Genomic DNA, 22,947 nt, shown 5'->3' on the forward strand with positions numbered 1-22,947 from the left:
GGAAAACATGAGCCTGACCAAGGAAGCCGTCACCGCCGCCCTGCGCGGCGTCGCCACCCCGATGGGCAATCTGGTCGATGCCGGGATCGCCCGCGCCATCACCGTCGAGCCGAATGGCGATGTCCGTTTCGTGATGGAAATCGACCCTGCCCATGCACAGGTGATGGAGGCAGCCCTTACGCAGGCCGAGGCCGCCATCCGCGCCCTGCCCGGCGCGGGCAAGGTCATGGGCGTGCTGACCGCGCATAGCGACAAGGCGCCGCCCGATCTGAAGCCCAAGGCCAAAAGCCCGAACGCACCGGAGGCCGTTCCCGGCGTGCGCCATGTCATCGCCATCGCCTCGGGCAAGGGCGGGGTTGGAAAGTCGACCGTGGCCGCGAACCTCGCCGCGGCACTTGCCGCCGAGGGCCGCAGCGTCGGCCTGCTGGACGCCGATGTCTATGGCCCCAGCCAGCCGCGCATGATGGGGGTGACGGGTCGCCCGGCCAGCCCCGACGGCAAGACCATCATCCCGCTGGAAAGCCACGGGGTGAAGCTGATGTCACTGGGTCTGCTGACCAAGGAAGACGAGGCGATCATCTGGCGCGGTCCGATGCTGATGGGCGCGTTGCAGCAGATGCTGTTTCAGGTGCAGTGGGGCGCGCTTGACTGCCTGATCATCGACCTGCCGCCGGGCACTGGGGACGTGCAGCTGTCGCTGTCGCAAAAGGCCCATGTCGACGGCGCGATCATGGTATCGACCCCGCAGGACATCGCGCTTCTGGACGCGCGCAAGGGCATCGACATGTTCAAGCGGCTGAACGTGCCCATTCTGGGACTGATCGAGAATATGGCCGTCCATGTCTGCACCAATTGCGGCCATGCCGAGCATATCTTCGGCCATGGCGGCGTCGCCGCCGAGGCCGAAAAGCTGGGCGTGCCGCTGCTGGGCGAATTGCCGTTGGAGTTGGACGTGCGCGTTGCGGGCGATGCCGGCACCCCCGTCGTGGTATCGAACCCCGACAGCGCGTCCTCGGGCGCGTTCCGCAAGCTCGCGCGCGGGCTGGTCACCGCCGGCATCGCATGAGGCTTCCCGCCGTCATCCTTGCGGGCGGGCAATCCAGCCGCATGGGTGGCGGCGACAAGGTGCTGCTGACACTTGGCGACCGGCCCATGCTGGCCCATGTGATCGCGCGGCTGGCCCCGCAGGCAAGCCCGCTGGCGATCAGCGCCAATGGCGATCCCGCGCGCTTCGAACGCTTTGGCCTGCCGGTGCTGGCCGATTCCCTGCCCGATCATCCCGGTCCGCTGGCCGGCGTGCTGGCGGCGATGGACTGGGCGGCGGGACTGGGTTTCGACGCCGTGCTGACGGCGGCCGGGGACACCCCCTTCCCACCCGACGATCTGGCCACCGGGCTGCAAGCGGCGGCGGGACCGCGGGGCCTTGCGCTGGCGGCTGATCTGGATCAGGGCGCGGCGCGGCTGCACCCGACCTTCGGTCTGTGGCCCACGGCCCTGCGCGAGGATCTGCGGGCAGCCTTGACCCATGGGCAGCGCCGGGTACGGCAATGGGCGGCCGCATATCAGGCTGGCACGGCGTTGTTTCAGGGCGCAGAACCCTTCTTTAACATCAACACCCCGGACGATCTGACCCGCGCCACCACCCTGCTGCGGGGCCTGTCGGACACGGCCCGCTGATTTCGCCGATCGACCCTTGCATTGCTGCGCAAGATCGCTATGTTCCGGGCTTCGCGAGCCGCGCGCTCGGGCCTCAATCTGCCGACAGGTTTTCACTTGCTTCCGGTGCGGTTGTCGCCTATTGGCGCGGCTCTGATCTATTTTCGACACCGGCCCCGCATGGATCGCGCGGCCCCAGACCCGAGGTTGTGACATGGCTGTCCCTCAGAACCGCGTGACCCGTTCGAAGCGTAACATGCGCCGCGCGCATGACGCCCTTTCGGCGGCAAACCCCAATGAATGCCCCTCGTGCGGCGAACTGAAGCGTCCGCATCACGTGTGCCCGTCCTGCGGCCATTACGCTGATCGCGAAGTTGTCGCGCAGTCGACCGAGATCGACCTGGACGACGACGCGGCCTGATCGGCGGCGTAGCGTAACTGCATGACGCAGACGGCGGACACCGAAGCACCACGTCGCCCCGCGCAAGGGGGCAGCGTGGTCATTTCCGTTGACGCGATGGGCGGCGATAGCGGCCCCGTCGCCGTCATAGCGGGAATGGCCCAAAGCGCCGAAAAGAACCCGGATATCCGCTTTGTCGTTCATGGCCCCGAGGCCGAGCTGTCGAAGCTGATTGCGCGCAAGCGCGGGCTGGCCGAACGTTGCGAGATTCGCGATGCGCAGGGCGTTGTCACAATGAATGACAAGCCCGGCCAGGTGATCCGCAACGCGCAGGGCACCTCGATGCTGTCGGCGGTCGAATCGGTCCGCAATGGCGAGGCGTCGATTGCGGTGTCCTGCGGCAATACCGGCGCGCTGATGGCGCTGTCGATGATCCGGCTGCGCAAGCTGCCCGGCGTGAACCGTCCGGCGATCGCCTGCCTGTGGCCCTCGCGAAATGCGCAGGGCTTCAACGTCATGCTGGATTGCGGCGCCGATATCCGCGCCGATGCCCCCGATCTGCTGCAATATGCGCTGATGGGCGCGGCCTATGCCCGCAACGGTCTGGATCTGGCGCGCCCCCGCGTCGGCCTGCTGAATGTCGGCACCGAGGAACACAAGGGCCGGGCAGAGCTGCGTCAGGCGCATGAACTGATCCAGGCCGCGCAGGAGACCGGGAATTTCGAATATGTGGGCTTTGTCGAAGGTGGCGACCTGCCCTCGAACCGGGCCGATGTGATCGTCACGGATGGCTTTACCGGCAATGTCGCGCTGAAAACCGGCGAGGGCACGGCCAAGCTGGTGGGCGACTTCCTGAAGGAAGCATTTGCCAATTCGCTCATGTCGAAATTCGCCGCGCTGCTGGCACTGACCTCGCTGAAGCGATTGCAGAAGCGGATTGACCCGCGCCGGGTCAATGGCGGTGTGTTTCTGGGGTTGAACGGTATGGTGGTAAAATCGCACGGCTCCGCCGACGCCACGGGCGTTTCGGCAGCGATCAAGCTGGCCTTCCAGCTGGCGCAATCGGGCTTTCAGGACCGGCTGGCGGCGCGCGTCGCCGAAGCCGCCGCCAATGTCGAGGAAGCCCGCGCCATCAATATCTCCTCGACCGATGAGGTGGCTTCGTGATCCGCCGCGCCGTCATTCGCGGCACCGGCCGCTACCTGCCCGCGCGCGTGGTGGAAAACAGCTGGTTCGAAGACAAGATCGACACTTCGGACGAATGGATCCGCGCCCGCACCGGGATCGAGCGACGCCATTTCGCCGCCGAGGGCGAGACCACCTCGCAAATGGCGATCAAGGCTGCGCAGGCGGCGCTGGATCGCGCCGGCTTTGCGGCCGATGACATCGACACGGTGATCGTCGCCACCTCGACCCCTGACCTGACATTCCCCTCGGTCGCGACCATGGTGCAGGCGGGTCTGGGCATGACGCGCGGCTTTGCCTTCGACGTTCAGGCGGTCTGCGCGGGCTTCGTCTTTGCGCTGGCGAATGCAGACGGTCTGATCCGGTCGGGTCAGGCCGAACGGGTGCTAGTCATCGGCGCCGAGACCTTCAGCAAGCTGATGGACTGGGAAGACCGCGGCACCTGCGTGCTGTTCGGCGACGGCGCCGGCGCCGTGGTGCTGGAAGCGGCGGATGGCGCGCGCGGAATTCTGGCCACCGACCTGAACAGCGACGGTTCTTACCGCGACATTCTGTATGTGGATGGTGGCGTGGCCACGACCGGCACCGCGGGCAAGCTGCGGATGCAGGGCAATATCCTGTTCCGCCACGCCGTCGAAAAGCTGGCCGACACCGCGCATCGCGCCATCGACAAGGCCGGACTGACGACGGATCAGGTCGACTGGCTGGTGCCGCATCAGGCCAATGCCCGCATCATCGCTGCCACTGCGCAGCGCATGAACCTGCCGATGGAAAAAGTCATCCTGACCGTCGCCGATCACGGCAATACCTCGGCCGCGTCGATCCCGCTGGCGCTGTCGGTGGCCGACGAGGCCGGGCGGTTCAGCGAGGGCGATGTGGTGGTGACCGAAGCGATTGGTGGCGGCCTAAGCTGGGGTGCGGTGGTCCTGCGCTGGTAATCAGCCGCGCTGCATCAGCCATCCCGGCGCCGGCCCGTCGCGCCCAAGCGAGTTGACGCTGTCTTCGCCCGTAACCACGAAGCCCGCCTTTTCCAGAATACGACGCGAGGCGGGGTTGTCCTGAAACACCTCGGCTTTCAGCGTCTCCAGCCCGAACCAGTCCTGCACCGTGTCACAAAAGACCGGCACGATCTCGCTGCCAAGTCCCTGCCCTGCCACCTCTGGCGCGAGCGCGTAATAGATCGAGGGCGCATCGCCATCATGGACGCCGATACTGCCGATCAGCCGCCCCTCGCGGCGGATCGCCATGCGCATTCGCCGGCGCAACGGATCCATGATCGGGCGGATCATCGCGGCTAAATCGCCAAACGGCATCCCGACTTGGAAGCGCAGCAGCATCCGCGCGGTATCTGGCGCGGTGAAGATCCGGTGCATCTCTGGCAGATCGGCGTCGGTCAGGCGGTCAATGCAGCAACGCTGGGTGCGGATGGCAAGGGCAGCCGAAAAATCGTTGGCATTCAGTTCCATCGCCCGGCCCGGTAGGCCCTCACCCCCGCCGCGTCCGGGGATCGGTTCGGGGCCGATATCGCGAAAACCCAGCCTGCGCAGAACCCGGCGCGAGGCGAGGTTGTCAACCAGATGGCTGGCGGTGACCGTCTCGCCCGCCCCCGCGAAATACGTCACCAGCGCCACCTGCGCGGCGCGCAGCATGATCCCGCGCCCCCGGCATTCACGCGCCAGCCAATAGCCGAGGTCGGGGCCGGTTCGGATCATCCCGGCAAAGGCGCCGTCAGCCTCGATCACCCGATCAGGACCGCCCGCGGCCGCCTGCAGGAACCCCTCGGCATCGGCACGCAGATAGGGCATCGGCAGGTTGGGCAGCCAGCCAATGGTGCCCGGGTCCTGCATGGCACGATAAATTGCCTCCGCGTCGCCCGATTCTGGCGGACGCAGGCGTATCCTCACGAGACTTCGACCACCCGGACCGCGCCGCCCGAAGCCGACAGCGCGATCTTGCCATCGGCCAGCCGCAGGGCGTCCTGCCCGAAAACCTCGGACCGCCAGCCATGCAGCGCCGGCAGGTCGCGCGCGCCCTGCGCGATCGCGTCCAGATCGGCCGAGGTGGCAATCAGCTTGGGCGCCACGCCCACCGCATCGGCCTTGGCTTTCAGAAGCACACGAAGCAATTCGCCAAGCGCTGCATTGCCGGGCGCGCCCGGTTCGTCCTTGGGCGGTCGGGGCGGGTTCGGATCCTCGATCCCGGCCTTGACTGCGGCAAGGATGCCCTGCGCGATCTCGGGCTTGCGGCCCTCGCGCAGCAGCAGGCGGGACTTGCCCAGCTCTGCCTCGGTGGTGGGCTTGGTCGAGGCCAGTTCCACCAATGCGTCATCCTTGTACACGCGCGAGCGCGGGACGTTGCGGGTCTGGGCATATTCCTCGCGGAACTCGGCCAGCTTGCGCACGATGGCCATGAAACGCGGCGAGGACGAGCGCGTGCGCACCCGCTGCCAGGCTTCGGCCGGGCGGGTGATATAGGTTTCCGGGTCCAGCAGGATCGCCACTTCCTCGGCGACCCAAGGACCTCGGCCGGTCTTGTCGATCTGGGCGCGCAGCCATTCATAAATGGCGCGCAGATGGGTCACATCGGCAATCGCGTAATCCTGCTGCGCCTTCGACAGCGGCCGTTGCGACCAGTCGGTAAAGCGCGAGGACTTGTCCAGATTGGCCTTGGCAATCTTGCGCACCAGCGTCTCATAGCCGACCTGTTCGCCAAAGCCGCAGACCATGGCGGCGATCTGGGTGTCGAACAGCGGCACCGGGAAGACGCCTGCATCGTGAAAGAAGATTTCCAGATCCTGACGGGCGGCGTGGAAGACCTTGACCGTCGCCTCGTGGCGGAACAGGTCGTAAAGCGGTTCCAGCGACAGGCCGGGGGCCAGCGGGTCGATCAGCGCCGCGGGGCCGCCTTCGGATTTCGCGCCCGAGGCCGGAGGCAACGCCATCTGGATCAGACAAAGCCGGGAATAATAAGTCCGCTCGCGCAGGAATTCGGTATCGAGCGTGACATAGGGAAGCGCCTTGGCCTGTTCGCAGAACGCTGCGAGGGCTTCGGTCGTTGTGATAGTGATGAACTGGGACATTCGTAACTTTCTGCAAATGGGCGGGTCATCCGCCAAGAATCGGCCTAGCAGGAACAGCAAGCCGGTTCCAGACAATCTTGTTCGCATCCCGATTTTCAAGCAATATCCGGCGTTTCCGGGCCAGATTTCAGCGAATTTCCGCCGCATCGACCAGGCGTTGCATGGCCGCGATCCCCTTGGGGCCCATTCGCGGCGGGCGCGAATGTTTCCAGGCCAGCCGCGCCGACCGCAAGCGCGACCGCAGAGCATCCAGAAGCGGCACACCAAAACGCGGGTTCTGCGCCCGCCAGGCCTGCGAATGCGGCGCCGCCTGGGGGCGGAAATCCGGGTCCCAGCGGGCCAGATCGGCAAACCAGGCGGCGTTCACCTCGGTCGCCGTCGGATCGTCCGAGATCAGCCAGGGTTTTTCGGCCCCGGCGAAATGCAGGATGAACGGGTCAAACCGCGCGACCAGATCACCCTGCCGCCACCGCGCGAGGTGCCAGTTCCAGCGCGGGTCCAGCGTTACCGTCAGATCCGCGGCGGCCCCGTTCATCGCTGCCTGATCACCCAGCTTGTGCTTTTTCAGCAGATCGAAGCGGGTTGCAGCGAATTCCAGCGTTCTCGGCCCGATTTCGGCCGCCACATGCGGGCCGGTCTGCATGACCATGACCCCGGACTGGAAGAACCGCCCCTTGGTTCCGCCAAGATCGCGAATGACCTGACGCGACTGTTCCCGGTTCTTGCGGCTTGCGCGGGTGCGCAGTTCCGGTTGATGCAGAAAGGTCAGCGCTGCCGCCAGCGGCCAGTCGCCCTCGATGCGATCGAACAGGCCTTGGATGCCCGGACGGCGCAGCCAGGTGTCGGTGTCCATATACAGAAGCCGGGCATAATCGTGCTGCAGCAATTCGGGCAGCAGGTGCCGGTAAAAGGTGCCAAGGGTGATCCGTGCATTCGGATGGGTGATCTGCGGGATGGCGCTGGTGTCGAGCGTGACCCAGCGGACCGGCCCCTCGACCAGATGTGGCGGCACCTGATCGCAGTCGGGCGAGGCGATCACCACGTCAAAGCGCCGCCCCGGCTCTAACCGGGCGATCTGCAGGGCCGCCACCCAGGCAAAGGGAAGATGACCCGAATCGCAGGCAAAGATCGCGGCGTCAGGGTGCTCTGCAGGTCGACTGGCAGTTGCAATCATGGCGCGCCCACCGGTTATTCACGCTACCATTCTCGCCGAAAACCTTAACAGGTCAACGCGTCGGAATATCGCCCTTGGCCCTTTCCGCGTGGAAATCGGCGACGAACTCATCCAGCTGCCCCCCGGCGATGGCGCCACGCAGTCCGGCCATCAGTTCCTGATAGTAATGCAGGTTGTGCCAAGTCAGCAGCATCCCGGAAATCATCTCTCCGGCGCGGAAGACATGGTGCAGATAGGCGCGTGAATAGCCGCGACAGGCCGGGCAAGTGCAGTTTTCATCCAGCGGACGCGGGTCATCGGCATGGCGGGCGTTCTTGATGTTGACCTGCCCGCGCCGGGTCCATGCCTGCCCCGTGCGACCAGATCGCGAGGGCAGCACGCAATCCATCATGTCCACGCCGCGCTGCACGGCGCCGACAATATCGTCCGGTTTGCCCACGCCCATCAGGTAACGCGGCCTGTCGGCAGGCAGCAGGTCGGGCGCATAGTCCAGAACGCCGAACATCGCCTCCTGCCCCTCGCCCACCGCAAGACCGCCGATGGCATAGCCGTCAAAGCCAATCCCGCGCAGAGCATCGGCAGATTCCTCGCGCAGATGGCGAAGCACACCGCCCTGCATGATTCCAAACAGCGCGTGCCCCGGCCGGTCGCCGAACGCATCGCGCGACCGCTGCGCCCACCGCATCGACAGGCGCATCGCCTCGGCCTGGCGTTCCTCGGTCGCGGGCAGCGCCGGGCATTCGTCGAACGCCATGACGATGTCGGATCCCAGCAGGCGCTGAATTTCCATGCTCGTTTCGGGCGACAGGAAGTGGCGCGAGCCGTCGACATGGCTTGAAAAGGTCACGCCGTCCTCGGTCAGCTTGCGCAGTTCCGCCAGCGACATGACCTGAAAGCCGCCGGAATCGGTCAGGATCGGCTTGTCCCAGTTCATGAACTTGTGCAGGCCACCCAGCTTCGCGATCCGCTCGGCGCCGGGACGCAGCATCAGGTGATAGGTATTGCCCAGCAGGATATCAGCCCCGGTCGCGGCCACCGATTCCGGCAGCATAGCCTTGACCGTGGCCGCCGTGCCGACCGGCATGAAGGCTGGCGTGCGGATCTGGCCGCGCGGCGTGTCGATGACGCCGCTGCGGGCGCGCCCGTCGGTGGCATTCAGGGTAAAGGAAAATCCGCTCATGTCCGGCCCTTGTCTCGCGAAGTGGCTTACTTAATGCCTGTGCGCCGCCAGCGAAAGCCCCGCCGCGTGTGCCGAGGCCCAGGCCCATTGGAAATTATAACCGCCCAGCCAGCCCGTCACATCGACACATTCGCCGATGAAATACAGTCCCGGCACATCCCGCGCCTGCATGGTCTTTGCATCCAGATCGCGGGTATCGACGCCGCCCACCGTGACCTCGGCGGTGCGATACCCTTCCGAACCCACCGGACGGACCTGCCAGCGATGAATGCGCGCCGCGATCCGGTCGATGACGGCGTTGTTCTGATCGGCCAGCCGCGCGCCTTCCAGTCCCATCTCGGCAGCAATCGCATCGGCCAGCCGGGCCGGCAGATGCGCGCCCAGCACGGTCTGCATCGCGACCCGGCCGCCCTGCCCGCGCCGTTCGCGCAGCAACGCACCGATATCGAGATCGGGCGCAAGGTTCACGACAATCTCTCCTCCCGGCCGCCAGAAGCTTGAAATTTGCAGGATCGCCGGCCCTGACAGCCCGCGATGGGTGAACAGCAGCGCATCGCGGAACCGGGTCTTGCCGTGGCTGACCTCTGCCTCGACCGCGATCCCGGCGAGGGGTTTTGACAGGGCCAGATCCTGCTCGGCAAAGGTCAACGGCACCAGACCGGGGCGGGTCTCGACAATTCGCAATCCGAACTGCCGGGCCAGATCATAGGCGAGGCCGGTCGCCCCCATCTTCGGGATCGACTTCGCACCGCAGGCAACCACGACGCGACCCGCACGCACCACACCGCGCGATGTCCGCGCCACAAAACCATCCGCCGTGCGGGCCAGGGTTTCGAGGCCGGTATCCAGCCACAATTCACCCCCGGTCATACGGCGGATCAGCATATCGGTGATCTGCGTGGCCTTGCCGTCGCAGAACAGCTGACCCAGCGTCTTTTCGTGCCAGGCGATTCCCGCGCGATCAACCAGGGCGACAAAATCGGCGGGCCTGAACCCTGCCAGCGCCGAGGCAGCAAAGCGCTGATTCTCGGACAGGAACCGCTCTCGCGACGTGGCGAGATTGGTGAAGTTGCAACGCCCCCCGCCCGAGATGCGAATCTTCTCTCCCGGTCGCGAGGCATGGTCGATGACCACCACGCTTGCACCTTGCGCAACGGCCGTCCCGGCGCAGAAAAGGCCGGCAGCGCCGGCCCCGATTATCAACAGATCACAATCCATGCTGGCGTCCTACGCGCTGCGCAAAGGCGTCGCAAGTTTTTCAAATTCCCCCCTTGCACCCCCCGGAAACGGGCGCTAGATAGCCCCCCACAGTTGGGGCGTGGCCAAGTGGTAAGGCATCGGTTTTTGGTACCGTGTACCGTAGGTTCGAATCCTACCGCCCCAGCCAATTCTTCGAAAATCTGATCTGCAGCGCAGGCCGCGACAGCGTCGCGAGTGTGGGTTGATCGACGCAGCGCGCCCGCAGACATGCTTACCCCAGCGTTCCTTGTGAAGCGCCGCCGGGCCGTGGCATCCCCCAAGGTTGCGCGAACGCTCCACACGAACCGTCGCAGATTCGGCATTGGCATCCGGCGCCGATCCGGCCATTAACGGATGATTACGCTAACAGCCGTAAATGCGTCCTCAATGCAGGAGACATCATGGATAATTCCCCCCATATTGGCCTGATCGGCCTTGGCACCATGGGTGCAGCGCTGGCCCTGAATATTGCCGAAAACGGCTATCCCATCGCCGTCTACAACCGCACCCCTGCGGTCACCGATGCCTTCACCTCGGGCGCGGGCGATCTGGCGGCGAAGCTGACGCCCGCCAAGACGCTGGAGGAATTCGTCGCCGCCATCACCCCGCCGCGCTCGATCATCCTGATGGTCCCGGCCGGTCCCGTGGTCGACGACCAGATCGCCGCGTTGCGCCCGCTGCTGGGGGACGGCGACCTGATTATCGACGCCGGCAATGCCAATTACACCGATACCGAGCGCCGCAGCCGCGAATCCGAAAATGACGCCTTCGACTTCATGGGCATCGGGGTTTCGGGCGGCGAGGAAGGCGCGCGGCACGGCCCCTCGATCATGGTCGGCGGCGATGCTGCGCAATGGGAGCGGATGGGGGCGATCCTGGAGGCGATCTCGGCCAAGTATCAGGACGAACCATGCGCCGCCCTGATGGGTCCGGGCGGGGCCGGTCATTTCGTCAAGATGGTCCATAACGGCATCGAATATGCCGACATGGAAATGATCGCCGAAACCTATGCGCTGATGCGCGACGGCATGGGCTTTGACGCCGCTCAGGTGGCCCAGACCTTCGAGGGCTGGGACGCGGGCACGCTGGCCTCTTATCTGGTCGAGATCTCGGGCAAGGTCGCCCGCGCCACCGACCCGATCAGCGGCGCACCGATGCTGGACGTGATCCTGGACAAGGCCGGCCAGAAAGGCACCGGCCGCTGGACCGTGATCGAGGCGCAGCAACTGGCGGTTGCCATCCCGGTGATCGAGGCCGCAGTGACGGCGCGCAATCTGTCCGCCCGGCTGGCGGAGCGCAAGAAAGGTGCCGAGGTCTTCGGCGGCATGCCCCAGCCGCTGCCCGACGGGGTGCTGGACACCGAAACGCTGGAGCGCGCGCTGATCGCGGGCAAGATCCTGTGCTATGCGCAAGGGTTCGAGATGCTGGCCCGCGCCTCGGCCGAATTCGGCTGGAACCTGCCAATGCCCGTTATCGCGAAGATCTGGCGCAATGGCTGCATCATCCGTTCGGAAATGCTGAACGACATGGCATCGGCGCTGGCGACCAATCCGGGCGAAAGCCTGATCTTTGCCGAGCCCTTCACCAGCCTGCTGCGCGAAAACGAGGCGGCCTTGCGCAAGACCGTCATCGCCGCGACCGGTGCGGGCATTGCGGTTCCGGCACTGGCGGCCGGCCTGTCCTGGTTCGACAGCATGCGCAGCCCGCGCGGTGCGGCCAATATGATTCAGGCGCAGCGCGACTTTTTCGGCAATCACGGCTTTGAACGGCTGGACGGCCAGGACGCGCCGCATGGCCCGTGGGGCGCACACGGCTAAGCCCACCGCAAATTTTGAAAAGGCCGGCGCCATGCCGGCCTTTTGCGTTCTGGCGCAGCTCAGTTGCCCACAATCACCCGCGGCGCGTTGACGGCCTTTTCTGCCGAGCCCTCGGTCACAGTGACCACCACCGACAGGCCCGGCTCCAGATATTCGGCCGTGTCCTGATCGGGGTCGATGCTGATGCGGACCGGCAGGCGCTGCGCAACCTTGGTGAAGTTGCCGGTGGCGTTCGTGCCGGACAACAGGCTGAATTCGGATGCCGTAGCGGGCGAGAAGGATTCGACCCTGCCGGCAAAGCGGCGTCCCTCCATCGCGTCGACGGTGAATGCGGCGCGGTCGCCGCGCGAGCATTAAGCGCGCTGGCGCGTTCCCAGCTTTGGTGGGCGGCGTCGCACGCAGCGCGGCTTCCGCCGATTTCTGCTTGGCAATAGCGGAGTTGATATTCTGGTTCTGGTTCTGGGTCTTCAGCACCCAAGAACTCCACCTCGGCCTGCGCCTGCTTCTGGCGATATGGGTGATCACCAATACTAGCGATGACCCGGCCTTCTTAGACCTGCTGGAAATCGACGACTTTGACCACATCAACATATCCGGAAAGCTGTGGCGCAAGCCTAGTATATTGCCCCGAACATCAGCGTTCTCGGTCTGAGGAAGGCATACTGGAAGGCCGACATGTGCGAGGCAAACAGCACGGCCAGAAGGCCGACCAGACCCAATAAAAGGGCAGAAATTGAGGAAATCAGATGATCTCCAAACATCCTGCGTGCTCAGTTAAAAGCGTTGCGGGGCTTAACTGTCGGGCAGACAGCTGCTCTGCTTACCAGTTCTGAACCACCCGAGGCTGTAGTTTTCGGGCCTTGCATTCGGCATCAACCCGGCAGGCAAGGCCGAAAATCGACTAAGCTAATTCAGCGCTCTGTAAGAGGGAATGCGTAATGGTGCGCGCCTGCCACCTCTGGCGACAGGCAGGAATGTATCGGTAGTGGCTGTCGTCCCGGGACGTAAGATGACGCGACCCGCGCCGATTACATTCTGGGGCGGATCTAGCCGGCGATAAGGTCGCGCAGCCGCGCCACCTGCCGGTCGAGAAGCATGCGGTCGCCGCGCGATTCCGCGTTCAGCCGCAACAGCGGTTCCGTATTCGAGGCGCGCAGGTTAAACCGCCAGTCGCCCATGTCCAGCGACAGTCCGTCGGTCTCGTCCCGGCCGATGGCCTGGGGGCCGAACTCGGCCTCGACCCGTGCGCGGGCGGCGGCGACGTCGGCGACCGTGAAATTGATCTCGCCCGAGGATGGAAAGGCCGCGCGCCGTTCCGCCACCATCGCCGAAAGCGGCTGGCCCGAGCGGCCCATCAGTTCCGTGACCAGCAGCCAGGGGATCATGCCGCTGTCGCAGCAGACGAAATCGCGGAAATAGTGATGAGCCGACATCTCGCCGCCGTAGATGGCATCATGTTCGCGCAGCGCCGCCTTCAGGAAGGCATGGCCGGTGCGCGACTGGATGGCGGTGCCGCCGGCCCTTTCGACGATGTCGCGGGTGTTCCAGATCACACGGGGGTCGTGGACGATCCGCGCGCCGGGTTCGCGCGCCAGAAAGGCGGCGGCCAGCAGGCCGACGATATATTCGCCGTCGATGAAGGCGCCGGTTTCGTCGAAGAAAAAGCAGCGGTCGAAATCACCGTCAAAGGCGATGCCCAGATCGGCACCGGCGGACCGCACGGCATCGGCGGTTACGGGCTGGTTTTCCGGCAGCAAGGGGTTGGGGATGCCATTGGGGAAACCGCCGTCTGGCTGATGATGGATGCGGATGAACTCCAGCGGCGCACCCTTGGCCGCGAGGGCATCGGCGATCGCATCGAAGGTCGGGCCCGCCGCACCATTGCCCGCATTCACCACGATCTTCAGCGGGCGCAGCGCCGCCACATCGACGAACTCCATCACGCGGGCGACATAGGCCGCCCGTGCTTCCTGCGCCACGTCACGGATGCTGCCGCCGGGGCGGGCGGGACCGAAATCATCAGCCTCGGCAAGGTCGTGGATCGCGCCCAGTCCGGTCGCCGTATCCAGCGGTGCGGACCCTGCCCGCACCATCTTCATGCCGTTGTAATCCATCGGGTTATGCGAGGCGGTGACCTCGATCCCGCCATCGGCGGCGAAATGGGTCACGGCGAAATACATCTCCTCAGTGCCGGCAAGACCGAGGTCCAACACCTCGACCCCTTCATCCACCAGCGCCTGCGCCACCGCCCCCGCCAGTTCCATGCTCGACGCGCGAATGTCACGGCCCAGAACCACCTTCTTCGCATCCAGCGCGCGCGCAAAACCGCGCCCGATGCGCCGCGCGATCCCGGCATCCAGATCGACGCCCAGACGGCCGCGAATGTCGTAAGCCTTGAAGGCGTTCAGCATCAGCCCTTGGCCCCCTGCCCGCGCGCATAGATGTCGTCATAGCGGATGATGTCGTCTTCCCCCAGATAGCTGCCGGTCTGCACCTCGATCAGGACCATCGGCAGCTTGCCAGGGTTTTCCATCCGGTGCACCGCACCCAGCGGTATATAGACGGACTGGTTTTCGGAAACCAACCGGGTCTCGTCATCTATCGTTACCTTCGCAGTGCCTTCGACGACGATCCAGTGTTCGGCACGGTGGTGATGGCTTTGCAGGCTCAGCTGCGCGCCGGGATGGACCACGATGCGCTTGACCTGAAAGCGGGGGCCGAGGACCAGCGTTTCGTACCAGCCCCAGGGGCGATAGTCGCGCGGAAGGGTTTCGGCCTGTGAGATCCCCTTGGACTTCAGCAGATCCACGGCTTTCTTCACATCCTGCGCGCGGTCCTTGGGTGCGACCAGCACCGCATCAGGCATGGCGACGGCGATGATATTATCCAGACCGATCCCGACCAGCACCTGCCCATCGCCTTCGGCGCGCAAAAGCGTGTCGTGGCAGTCGATCGCCTGCGCCTTTCCCGACAGGGCGACGCCATCGGCGTCCGGCCCCTGCTCGCGCCAGACCGCATCCCAACCGCCCAGATCCGACCAGCCGGCGGAAAACGGCACCACCGCCAGATTGTCCGCCTTTTCCATAACCGCATAGTCGATGGAGATCGAGGGCACCTGCCGGTAGGCATCCGGTTCCAGCCGCAGAAAGCCCAGATCCGCAGTGGCCCCTTTCAACGCCGCGGCAACGGGTTCAACCACATCGGGGGCGTATTTGCGAAACGCCTCGACCATATCGGCGGCGCGGGCGAGGAAGATCCCCGCATTCCACAGATATTCGCCCGAGGCGACCATCTCGGCCGCCCGCGCCGCGTCGGGTTTTTCGACGAAGCGGACCAGATCCACCGGGCCTTCGCCGGCATCCGGCGCAGCGGCGAGTTCGAGATAGCCATAGCCAGTTTCGGGCCGGTCGGGGGTGATGCCGAAAGTGACGATCTTGCCATCCGCAACCGCGGGCAGCCCGCGCAGCACGGCGGCGCGGAAGGCATCGCCATCCGGGATCGCGTGATCGGACGGCGCGATCAGCATGATCGCCTCGGGCTGATGCGCCATCAGATACAGCGCCGCCGACAGAACGGCGGGGGCGGTGTTGCGGCCTTCGGGTTCGATCATCACCGCGCCGGGATCGACGCCGACCTGCTGCAACTGCTCGACCACGATGAAGCGGAAATCCGACCCGGTCACCACCAGCGGCGCGGTGAAGCGCTGCCCCTCGGGCGCTGTTTCGGGGGCAAAGCGCAGGGCGGCCTGCTGGAACAGGGTCTGCTCGCCAATCAGCGGGGCGAATTGCTTGGGATAGGACTTGCGCGACAAGGGCCAAAGCCGCGTGCCAGAGCCGCCACTGAGAAGAACCGGAACGATCAAAGCGTTTTCTGACAGCATGTTACCCGCAATTCCTAAACGATCAGGCACCGTGTCGGCACCTTTTCCGGCATGATTACGTATCATCGAATGGTTAAGCAATCGTGCAGTCGGATCGGGCGCGGTCTAGGCTGGAACGGTGACCGGTTGACCATCGGCGCGGCGCAGCACCTCCATCGGCAGGCCATAGATGGCTTGCAGGGCCTCCGCCTGCATCAGATCGGCGGGCGTGCCCTGCATCGCCAGACGCCCGCCCTTCAGCGCCACGATGTGATCGCAGAAGCGCGCGGCCATGTTGACCTCGTGCAGGACGATCACCGCGCTCAGCCCCTGTGTCCGGCACAGCCGGCGGACCAGCGACAGGACCTCGACCGCGTGGGCGATATCCAGCGCGCTGATCGGTTCGTCCAACAGCAGCGTGCCCGCCTGCTGGGCCAGCATCATCGCCAGCCAGGCACGCTGGCGTTCGCCCCCCGACAGCGTATCGACCAGCCGCGTGGCGAAGGGATCCAGCCCGCACTCATGGATCGCCGCATCGACCGCCGCATCATCGGCTGGCCCGAAACGGCCAAGCGCGCCATGCCAGGGATAGCGGCCAAGGGCGGTCAGCTCGCGCACGGTCATGCCCTCGGCCGGGGGCGGGCTTTGCGGCAGGAAGGCCAGGCGCCGGGCGAGATCGCGGGCGGGCCAGTCGGACAGGGCGCGGCCTTCGAACGCGACGTGACCGGCCGAAGGGATCTGTCGCGCCAGCGCCTTCAGCAGCGTCGATTTGCCCGATCCATTATGGCCGATCAGCGCGATCATCTGGCCCTGCGGCAGGTCCAGGTTCAGCCCGTGCAGCAGGCGGCGGCCGGGAACATCGACACTCAGGTTGCGGATCTGGAAAAGCGGGGTCATCTGCGTCTCATCATCAACCAGATCAGCCAGGGCGCCCCGATCAGCGAGGCGAACATGCCAAGCGGCAATTCATAGGGAAAGCCCGCCATGCGGGCGCCGAAATCGGCAGCGACCATCATGAGCGCCCCGATCAGCGCCGCGCCGGTCACGGCATGGCCGGGGCGGGCAAGGCCGATGCGGCGGGCCATATGCGGGGCCATCAGCCCCACGAAGCTGAGCGGGCCGACAAGCAGCGTCGCAGCACCCGTGGCCAGCCCGGCCAACAGGATCAGCGCGAGGCGCGCCTGCCGCAGGGGCAGGCCAAGCCCGCCCGCGACGCCCTGCCCCAGCGGCAGGACCGCCAGCCAGCGCCGCACGCCGATCGCTGCGCCCCACAGCAGCACCGCCATCGCCGCCAGCCCAAGCGCTGCCCCCATGCCAATGGCCGAGGATGACCCGCTAAGCCAGCCCAGCACCTGCCAGGACCGCTGATCGCCGACCGCCATCATCGCTGTCAGCACCGCCGAGGCGAAGGCCGACACCGCGATCCCGGCCAGCAGCACGCGTTCCGCCGGCATGTCGCGCCGCGCGGTGAACAGCGCCACCAGTGCCAGCGCCAGCGCGCCCCCGGCCATGCTGCCCGCGCCCAGCATCACCGATGTGGGCGCGGCGACCAGAAACACCGTCGCGGCATAGCCGAGCGCGGCACCGCCCGACACACCCAGCACCTCGGGCGAGGCGATGGGGTTCGCCGTCAGCCGTTGCAGGATCGCCCCCGCCAGCGCCAGCGCCGCCCCCGCCGCCGCCGCTGCGATCAGGCGCGGCAGGCGCATGGGCAGGAAGGCCGCGAAGCTTTCGCCGTCAAGCACCGTCCAGCCCCCTGGCACCCGCCCGATCCAGACCAGCACCAGTGCCAGCGCCACCAGCGCCAGCACCAGCGCCGCAAGGATCCGCCCCGGATGGTCGCTGCGCGGGGCCGGCCCCTCGGCGGCCTCCGTCCCCGGCGGGGTCGATCCACGCAGGCGCGGCAGCAGCCAGATCAGCAGCGGCCCGCCGATCAGCCCGGTCAGTGCGCCGGTCGGAAACATCTCGCCCCGCTGCCCGGCGATGGCCAGCACAAATCCGTCGCAGACCGACAGGATCAGCGCCCCGATCAGGGGCGAGACCAGCAGCAAAGGCGCGATCCCGCGCAGGCCAAGCGTCCGCGCCAGCGCCGGTGCGGCAAGGCCGACGAAGGCGATCAGCCCAAGCTCGGCCGAGACCGCCGCCGCCAGCAGCGCAGCCACCGCCACGGCGGCCATGCGCACCAGCGCAACATTCAGCCCCAGCCCCTGCGCGCCCTCGGCCCCCAGCGACAGCACCCGCAAGGGCCGCGCCAGCAGGGCCGAGGCGAGCGCGCCGAACACCAGCACGCCCGCAAGCGCCCGGACGCCCGACCAGTCCTGCTGCACCAGCGAGCCGCCATTCCAGATCACCAGCGACAGCAGATATTCACCTCGCGCCAGCGTGATGGCGGTGGCAATAGCGTTGGCGGTCATGCCGACCAGCATCCCTGCGATGACCATGGTGACCGGCGCGAAGGCGCGCCGCGCGCCGATCCCCATCACCAGCAGGGTGGCCGCAAAGGCCCCCGCCATGGCGACCGGCCAACGCCCGATCTCCAGCAGTCCGGGCGCGAGGATGGTCGCCGTCACCAGCGCCAGCTGCGCCCCGGCCGAGATCCCCAGCGTCGTCGGATCGGCCACCGGGTTGCGCAGCACCACCTGAAGCAGCGCGCCCGACAGCCCCAGAACCGCACCGGCCACCAGCGCGATGACACCGCGCGGCATCAGCCCGAAGGCCAACCGGATCTGATCGAGGCTCATCGCCTCGGCCCGGAACGGCCATGCGGGCCAGTCGGTCAAGGGCAGCAGCCCCTGCGCCGCCAGCAGCCACAGGATCAGCGCCAGCAGCGCCGCACCGGTCATCAGGAAGCCAAGCCGCCCGCGCGGCAGCACCATGCCGGTCATGTCAGCGCCTCGACCGGGCCGGCGGACAGCGCCGCCTGCAGGCTGGCGGCGAAGCGCAGCGCGGACGGCACGCCGCCATAGGGTGCCATCTGCGGCAGTTGGAAGACGCGGCCCTCGCTGACCGCCGGCAGGGCGCGCCACAGCACGCTGCGGGACAGCGCGCGGCGCACGGCGGGGGCGACCGGGCCGATGACGACCAGCGTGGCTTCGGGGAAGTCGGCCAGCCGCTCCATCGGCACGGGGGCGAGAAAGCTGAATTCGGTCTGCCCTGCCCATGCATTCGTCAGCCCCAGCCGGTCCAGCGTGCTGCCGTAGAGGCTGTCAAAGCCAAAGGCGCGCAGGTGGCGGGCATCGCCGATCTCAACAAGGCATAGCGGGCGAGCGGCCAGCGGGCGAAGGGCCGTGGCCCGCGCGGCCAGATCGGCCTCGGTCCGCGCCAGCGCATCCTCGCCTGCGGAGGCATCGCCGATGGCCGTGCCAAGTGCCGTCAGCGCGGCAAGCGCTTTCGGCAAGGGCGGCTCTCCCGGCGTGTAGAACGGCAGGGAAACGACCGGCGCGATGCTGGCCAGCCGGTCCTCGTAATGGCTGTAAAAGGGCGAGCTGAGGATCACATCGGGGCGCGTCAGCTGCAGCAGTTCGTAATTCGGGGCGCCGCGCAGGCCCAGATCCGTGACCGTATCGGGCAGATCGACGCCGCCACCATCGGCGCGGTAGCGGATCAGCTCGGTCACCGCCAGCGGCGTGTGACCGATGGCAGCGGCGGTTTCCAGCATCGCCCAGTCGATGGCAGCAAGCCGGGGCGCATCCTGCGCCAGCAGCACCGCGGGACGCAATGACAAACCCGCCGCCAGCGCAAGGCCGGCGGCGAGGAAGTTGCGGCGATCCGGCCGGTACTCAGCCGGAAGCATCATCAGAACTTGTACTTGACGATGGCAGTCGCGGTGCGGCCTTCGCCGTAATGGCAGCCATACCAGCCGCAGGTGGCCAGATAAGTCTTGTCGGTCAGGTTGCTGATGTTCAGGCTGGCCTCGATGTTTTCGCGGGTATAGCTCGCGCCGACATCCAGCAGGGTATAGCTGTCCAGCGTGATGTTGTTGTCCACGCTCTCACGCTCGCCAACATAGCGGATGCCGCCGCCAGCCCGGAAGCCATTGCCGAAATCGCGGTCGACCCAGAGGCTGGCAAGGTGGTTCGGTGCGTTCCACATTTCTTGCCCGGTATTGGTGCCGCCCAGCTGTTCGGTGTTGTTATAGGCATAGGCCGCGCGCAGGTCCCAGCCGTCGGCGATTTCGGCCGTGGCTTCCAGTTCCAGCCCGCGCGACTTCACCTCGCCGATCTGGCGATAGAGCAGATAGCCCTCGGGGCTGTAGCCGGCCCATTGTTTCACATTGGTCTGGCGCAGGTCATAGACCGAGGCGGTGATCAGCCCGTCAAACGCGGTCGGCTGGTATTTCACCCCCGCTTCCCACTGATAGCCCTTGGTCGGGCGCAGCGGCTCCATGTTCTCGTTCAGCCCGCCTTCGGGGTCGAACGAGGTCGCGAAGCGCAGATAGGGCATCACGCCATTATCGAAGACATAGGAGATCCCGGCATGGCCGGTCAGCTCTGTCTCGTCATAGGCGGCGGGCATGTCGTATTGGGTGCCGGTCTGCTTGGCCTTGTCCCAGCGGACGCCAACAGTCCCGCGCCAGTTGCCGAATGTCATCTCGTCCTGCGCATAGATGCCGTATTGCTTCAGCGTCATGTCGCCCGACTGGGTGGCCACGGTCAGGGTCGGCGGCGCGATATAGGCGCCCGGATTGGTCCAGTCGAAGATATTGGTATCGGCCTGGATCTGGCTGGTCTCCTCGGCATCGTATTTGCGCACATCGACGCCGAACAGCAGCGCATGCGTCACCGCACCGGTCACCACCTCGCCGTTCAACCGGGTGTCGAGGCTGAGGCTTTCGCTGTTTTCGCTGTATTCTCCCGAACCGCGCAGGAAAGTTCCGTCCGGGTTCACCGTGGCATAGGTGCCGACATAGGTGTTGCGGTAATTCCAGTCGAGCTTCTCGTAACGGAAGCCCTGGCTCAGCGTCCAACCATTGTCGAATTCCCGGCTGATCTCGATGCCGACATTCCACATCTTGCGGTCGCTGGAATCCCAGTTTTCCTGCCCTGTATACAGGTCACGCAGATCGTCGCCATCCTCGGCCTCGGTCAGTGCATAGGGCACCCCGGTCGGCGTGATCGGCTTGTCCTTGCGGTACGATGCCAGGAAATCGATGGTCGTCATCGCGTCGGGCGTCCAGCGGACGGCGCCGGCCAGATAGCCGCTTTCGTTGGTCACGTCCTCGATCTGGTTCTTCTGGTCGCGGCCGATCCCGGTCAGGCGGAATGACAGAGTGTCAGAGGCCGAACGGTTCACGTCGAAGAAGGCCTGCAGGCTGTTATTGCTGTCATAGCCCAGACCGACCTCGCCGAAATCTTCGGATTGGGCGCGTTTCTGCACCTGATTGATGACGCCCATCGGCTGGCCCGCGCCATAAAGCCCCGAGGACGGCCCGCGCAGAACCTCGACCTGCTGCATGCCGTAAAGCTCATAGGAAGTCGCGCCGAAATAGCGGCTTTGACGCAGCCCGTTGACATATTGCGCATCCGCCGAGGGGAAGCCGCGCATGAAGGGCTCGTTAAAGCGGGGATCGTTGCCAAACGGCTCTGCCACGGTGCCGGCGGTATAGCCGAGCGCCTGACCGAGGTTCTGCGCACCCTGATCCTGCATCTGCTGCTGAGTCACGACCGAAACCGCCTGCTGCTGTTCGGCGATCGGCGTCTGCGATTTCGACACCTGTGCGCCGCTGGCGACGTAACCGTCGACATCATCAGCGCTGAGGTAGATGGTGCCCAGAACGAAAACCGGGTTTTCGGATGATTGGGCGTCGGGGGCGGCGTCCTGCGCCATACCTGCCGAGACGAGCGCGATGCTGCTGACGCCGGCAAGGATGGTGACGCGGGTTGGTGAAAAGCGCATCGTTTACTCTCGTTAATATCTGAGTGATTGACTCGTGATGCTGACTTCCGATGCTTTCAGTCAACAATCTGCGCACGCCGTGGCTGCGTATTCCCCCCGTGCTGTTGCAATTCCGTCATAGGGCGAAATGCGGCAGGCCCCGCTTGCGGGGCCTGCTTGCAACCACCGGTTGTTAACGCGCGTCAATTTCCAGCAAGCTGGCGCGGCTGCTTCCCCGTGGCGGCGCGATACCAGTCGACAATGGCCTGACGCTCGGGCTCTTCCATGAAGCTGACATTCGCTGGTGGCATGGCATGCGTCAGCCCGGCCTGCGTGTAGATCTGGCGCGCGGCGCGGATCACATCATCAGGCGTTTCCAGCAGCAGCCCCTTGGGGGCGATGTGGATGCCATCATATCCCGGCTCGCGCGCGTGGCACATGGCGCACCGGCCTGGGACGATGCTCATCACCTCGTCAAAGCGCGCTGCATCGGCGAATTTCTGCTGCGCCGGGGTCAGGGTGCGGGCCTCGGATTCCTCATAGCTGGACTGGAACAGCGGCGCGGTCGACAGCCACATGACACCCACGAACAGCATCGCGGTTGCGGCCCATGCCCACCATTTCATGCCCCCACCCGCATGCATGGTGTTGAAGAAGTGCCGGATGGTCACGCCCATCAGGAAGATCAGCGCCGCGATCAGCCAGTTGTATTCGGTCGCGAAGGCCAGCGGGTAGTGGTTCGACAGCATCAGGAAGACGACCGGCAGCGTCAGATAGTTGTTATGGGTCGAACGCAGCTTGGCAATCTTGCCGTATTTCGGATCGGGCTTGCGGCCCTCTTGCAGGTCTTTCACAACGATCCGCTGGTTCGGCATGATGATGAAGAACACATTCGCCGTCATGATTGTGGCGGTAAAAGCGCCAAGGTGCAGCAGCACCGCTCGGCCGGTGAAGATCTGGTTATAGGCATAGCCCATGGCGACCAGCAGCGCGAACAGCAGCAGCATCAGCACCGTCGGATGCTCTCCCAGCGGCGATTTGCACAGGCGGTCATAGACCAGCCAACCGATCGACAGCGAACCGGCCGAGATCAGGATGCCCTGCCACAGCGCCAGATCGGCCTTGGCCGGGTCGATCAGGAACAGCTCGCCCCCGACCCAGTAGACGATCATCAACAGCGCCGCGCCCGACAACCAGGTCGAATAGCTTTCCCATTTGAACCAGATCAGGTGCTCGGGCATGTTTTCCGGCGCGACCAGGTATTTCTGGATGTGATAGAAGCCGCCGCCATGCACCTGCCATTCCTCGCCATGGGCGCCGGGCGGCAGATGCGGTGCCTTGCGCAGCCCCAGGTCGAGCGCCACGAAATAGAAGCTCGACCCGATCCAGGCGATGGCGGTGATGACATGCACCCAGCGGACGGCAAAGCCCAGCCAGTCCCAGATGATGGCGAAATCGGTCATGCGGCGTCTCCCTGCGGCGCT

At 65.7% G+C, this 22,947-nt stretch carries 20 protein-coding genes and 1 tRNA gene; 8 read left to right on the forward strand and 13 right to left on the reverse strand.

What is annotated here, in order from left to right; all coding sequences use genetic code 11:
* Positions 1 to 7: 7 nt before the first annotated feature.
* The 5 genes from G7044_RS06270 (at position 8) to G7044_RS06290 (ending at position 4,179) form a co-directional block, all read left to right on the forward strand.
* A complete protein-coding gene (locus tag G7044_RS06270) occupies positions 8 to 1,066 on the forward strand; it encodes an Mrp/NBP35 family ATP-binding protein (protein WP_166327016.1) in 1,059 nt (352 codons plus the stop codon).
* Complete coding sequence (gene mobA / locus G7044_RS06275) at positions 1,063 to 1,677, forward strand: molybdenum cofactor guanylyltransferase MobA (RefSeq protein ID WP_166327018.1); 615 nt, start codon at positions 1,063 to 1,065, stop codon at positions 1,675 to 1,677. Before G7044_RS06270 ends, mobA begins: the two co-directional genes overlap by 4 nt.
* A 193-nt stretch (positions 1,678 to 1,870) precedes the next feature.
* Complete coding sequence (gene rpmF, locus G7044_RS06280) at positions 1,871 to 2,077, forward strand: 50S ribosomal protein L32 (protein WP_166327021.1); 207 nt, start codon at positions 1,871 to 1,873, stop codon at positions 2,075 to 2,077.
* A 21-nt stretch (positions 2,078 to 2,098) separates the two neighbouring features.
* Positions 2,099 to 3,223 (forward strand): phosphate acyltransferase PlsX, encoded by a 1,125-nt coding sequence (gene plsX / locus G7044_RS06285; RefSeq protein ID WP_166327023.1) that lies wholly within the window; start codon positions 2,099 to 2,101, stop codon positions 3,221 to 3,223.
* Positions 3,220 to 4,179 (forward strand): beta-ketoacyl-ACP synthase III, encoded by a 960-nt coding sequence (locus G7044_RS06290; protein ID WP_166327025.1) that lies wholly within the window; start codon positions 3,220 to 3,222, stop codon positions 4,177 to 4,179. Before plsX ends, G7044_RS06290 begins: the two co-directional genes overlap by 4 nt.
* On the opposite strand, the gene G7044_RS06295 is transcribed toward G7044_RS06290, so the two are convergent.
* The 5 genes from G7044_RS06295 to G7044_RS06315 all read right to left on the reverse strand — a co-directional run bounded on the left by G7044_RS06295 (position 4,180) and on the right by G7044_RS06315 (position 9,892).
* Positions 4,180 to 5,145 (reverse strand): GNAT family N-acetyltransferase, encoded by a 966-nt coding sequence (locus G7044_RS06295; RefSeq protein WP_166327027.1) that lies wholly within the window; start codon positions 5,143 to 5,145, stop codon positions 4,180 to 4,182.
* Entirely contained in the window at positions 5,142 to 6,320 is a 1,179-nt protein-coding gene (gene rnd, locus G7044_RS06300; protein ID WP_166327029.1) for a ribonuclease D, read from the reverse strand. Before rnd ends, G7044_RS06295 begins: the two co-directional genes overlap by 4 nt.
* Before the next feature lie 127 nt (positions 6,321 to 6,447).
* A complete protein-coding gene (locus G7044_RS06305; protein WP_166327031.1) occupies positions 6,448 to 7,494 on the reverse strand; it encodes a glycosyltransferase family 8 protein in 1,047 nt (348 codons plus the stop codon).
* Between the two features lie 52 nt (positions 7,495 to 7,546).
* A complete protein-coding gene (gene tgt / locus G7044_RS06310; protein ID WP_166327033.1) occupies positions 7,547 to 8,674 on the reverse strand; it encodes a tRNA guanosine(34) transglycosylase Tgt in 1,128 nt (375 codons plus the stop codon).
* A 30-nt stretch (positions 8,675 to 8,704) separates the two neighbouring features.
* Positions 8,705 to 9,892: a BaiN/RdsA family NAD(P)/FAD-dependent oxidoreductase gene (locus G7044_RS06315; RefSeq protein WP_166327035.1), complete on the reverse strand. Its 1,188-nt coding sequence runs from the start codon at positions 9,890 to 9,892 to the stop codon at positions 8,705 to 8,707.
* Between the two features lie 94 nt (positions 9,893 to 9,986).
* Here G7044_RS06315 and G7044_RS06320 point away from each other — a divergent pair.
* Positions 9,987 to 10,061, forward strand: a tRNA-Gln gene (locus tag G7044_RS06320).
* A 253-nt stretch (positions 10,062 to 10,314) separates the two neighbouring features.
* Positions 10,315 to 11,730: an NADP-dependent phosphogluconate dehydrogenase gene (gene gndA / locus G7044_RS06325; protein WP_166327037.1), complete on the forward strand. Its 1,416-nt coding sequence runs from the start codon at positions 10,315 to 10,317 to the stop codon at positions 11,728 to 11,730.
* Between the two features lie 59 nt (positions 11,731 to 11,789).
* On the opposite strand, the gene G7044_RS17960 is transcribed toward gndA, so the two are convergent.
* Positions 11,790 to 12,044 (reverse strand): HlyD family secretion protein, encoded by a 255-nt coding sequence (locus G7044_RS17960; protein ID WP_235931195.1) that lies wholly within the window; start codon positions 12,042 to 12,044, stop codon positions 11,790 to 11,792.
* Between the two features lie 14 nt (positions 12,045 to 12,058).
* On the opposite strand from G7044_RS17960, the gene G7044_RS17965 reads away from it, so the two are divergent.
* A complete protein-coding gene (locus tag G7044_RS17965) occupies positions 12,059 to 12,382 on the forward strand; it encodes a hypothetical protein (RefSeq protein ID WP_235931150.1) in 324 nt (107 codons plus the stop codon).
* 394 nt (positions 12,383 to 12,776) lie between these two features.
* Here G7044_RS17965 and G7044_RS06335 read toward each other — a convergent pair whose 3' ends face one another.
* The 7 genes from G7044_RS06335 to G7044_RS06365 form a co-directional block, all read right to left on the reverse strand.
* Entirely contained in the window at positions 12,777 to 14,141 is a 1,365-nt protein-coding gene (locus tag G7044_RS06335) for a phosphohexomutase domain-containing protein (RefSeq protein WP_166327039.1), read from the reverse strand.
* Positions 14,141 to 15,610, reverse strand: coding sequence for a mannose-1-phosphate guanylyltransferase/mannose-6-phosphate isomerase (locus G7044_RS06340; RefSeq protein ID WP_166327041.1), 1,470 nt, complete (start codon positions 15,608 to 15,610; stop codon positions 14,141 to 14,143). Before G7044_RS06340 ends, G7044_RS06335 begins: the two co-directional genes overlap by 1 nt.
* Positions 15,611 to 15,715: 105 nt before the next feature.
* Entirely contained in the window at positions 15,716 to 16,486 is a 771-nt protein-coding gene (locus tag G7044_RS06345) for an ABC transporter ATP-binding protein (RefSeq protein ID WP_166327043.1), read from the reverse strand.
* On the reverse strand, positions 16,483 to 18,474 hold the full coding sequence (gene fhuB, locus G7044_RS06350) for a Fe(3+)-hydroxamate ABC transporter permease FhuB (protein ID WP_235931151.1): 1,992 nt from the start codon (positions 18,472 to 18,474) through the stop codon (positions 16,483 to 16,485). Before fhuB ends, G7044_RS06345 begins: the two co-directional genes overlap by 4 nt.
* Positions 18,471 to 19,385, reverse strand: a complete 915-nt coding sequence (locus G7044_RS06355) for an iron-siderophore ABC transporter substrate-binding protein (protein ID WP_235931152.1) — start codon at positions 19,383 to 19,385, stop codon at positions 18,471 to 18,473. Before G7044_RS06355 ends, fhuB begins: the two co-directional genes overlap by 4 nt.
* The gene (locus G7044_RS06360) at positions 19,385 to 21,484 is read right to left on the reverse strand and encodes a TonB-dependent siderophore receptor (RefSeq protein ID WP_166327045.1); all 2,100 of its coding nucleotides are present in this window, start codon (positions 21,482 to 21,484) and stop codon (positions 19,385 to 19,387) included. The genes G7044_RS06355 and G7044_RS06360 overlap by 1 nt, the downstream gene beginning before the upstream one ends.
* Before the next feature lie 182 nt (positions 21,485 to 21,666).
* On the reverse strand, positions 21,667 to 22,926 hold the full coding sequence (locus tag G7044_RS06365) for a urate hydroxylase PuuD (protein WP_166327047.1): 1,260 nt from the start codon (positions 22,924 to 22,926) through the stop codon (positions 21,667 to 21,669).
* Positions 22,927 to 22,947: the final 21 nt, after the last annotated feature.

The organism is Paracoccus xiamenensis (assembly GCF_011308835.1).
Classification (GTDB): Bacteria; Pseudomonadota; Alphaproteobacteria; order Rhodobacterales; family Rhodobacteraceae; genus Paracoccus; species Paracoccus xiamenensis.

What these genes read in the sequence shown, in the direction of transcription:
- G7044_RS06270 (WP_166327016.1), top strand. Translation starts at nt 8, where the DNA reads ATGAGCCTGACCAAGGAAGCCGTCACCGCCGCCCTGCGCGGCGTCGCC.
- G7044_RS06345 (WP_166327043.1), bottom strand. Translation starts at nt 16,486, where the DNA reads ATGACCCCGCTTTTCCAGATCCGCAACCTGAGTGTCGATGTTCCCGGC.
- rnd (WP_166327029.1), bottom strand. Translation starts at nt 6,320, where the DNA reads ATGTCCCAGTTCATCACTATCACAACGACCGAAGCCCTCGCAGCGTTC.
- G7044_RS06335 (WP_166327039.1), bottom strand. Translation starts at nt 14,141, where the DNA reads ATGCTGAACGCCTTCAAGGCTTACGACATTCGCGGCCGTCTGGGCGTC.
- G7044_RS06340 (WP_166327041.1), bottom strand. Translation starts at nt 15,610, where the DNA reads ATGCTGTCAGAAAACGCTTTGATCGTTCCGGTTCTTCTCAGTGGCGGC.
- G7044_RS06360 (WP_166327045.1), bottom strand. Translation starts at nt 21,484, where the DNA reads ATGCGCTTTTCACCAACCCGCGTCACCATCCTTGCCGGCGTCAGCAGC.
- plsX (WP_166327023.1), top strand. Translation starts at nt 2,099, where the DNA reads ATGACGCAGACGGCGGACACCGAAGCACCACGTCGCCCCGCGCAAGGG.
- rpmF (WP_166327021.1), top strand. Translation starts at nt 1,871, where the DNA reads ATGGCTGTCCCTCAGAACCGCGTGACCCGTTCGAAGCGTAACATGCGC.
- tgt (WP_166327033.1), bottom strand. Translation starts at nt 8,674, where the DNA reads ATGAGCGGATTTTCCTTTACCCTGAATGCCACCGACGGGCGCGCCCGC.
- G7044_RS06315 (WP_166327035.1), bottom strand. Translation starts at nt 9,892, where the DNA reads ATGGATTGTGATCTGTTGATAATCGGGGCCGGCGCTGCCGGCCTTTTC.
- G7044_RS06355 (WP_235931152.1), bottom strand. Translation starts at nt 19,385, where the DNA reads ATGATGCTTCCGGCTGAGTACCGGCCGGATCGCCGCAACTTCCTCGCC.
- fhuB (WP_235931151.1), bottom strand. Translation starts at nt 18,474, where the DNA reads ATGACCGGCATGGTGCTGCCGCGCGGGCGGCTTGGCTTCCTGATGACC.
- mobA (WP_166327018.1), top strand. Translation starts at nt 1,063, where the DNA reads ATGAGGCTTCCCGCCGTCATCCTTGCGGGCGGGCAATCCAGCCGCATG.
- G7044_RS06365 (WP_166327047.1), bottom strand. Translation starts at nt 22,926, where the DNA reads ATGACCGATTTCGCCATCATCTGGGACTGGCTGGGCTTTGCCGTCCGC.
- G7044_RS17960 (WP_235931195.1), bottom strand. Translation starts at nt 12,044, where the DNA reads ATGGAGGGACGCCGCTTTGCCGGCAGGGTCGAATCCTTCTCGCCCGCT.
- gndA (WP_166327037.1), top strand. Translation starts at nt 10,315, where the DNA reads ATGGATAATTCCCCCCATATTGGCCTGATCGGCCTTGGCACCATGGGT.
- G7044_RS06305 (WP_166327031.1), bottom strand. Translation starts at nt 7,494, where the DNA reads ATGATTGCAACTGCCAGTCGACCTGCAGAGCACCCTGACGCCGCGATC.
- G7044_RS17965 (WP_235931150.1), top strand. Translation starts at nt 12,059, where the DNA reads ATGCGGCGCGGTCGCCGCGCGAGCATTAAGCGCGCTGGCGCGTTCCCA.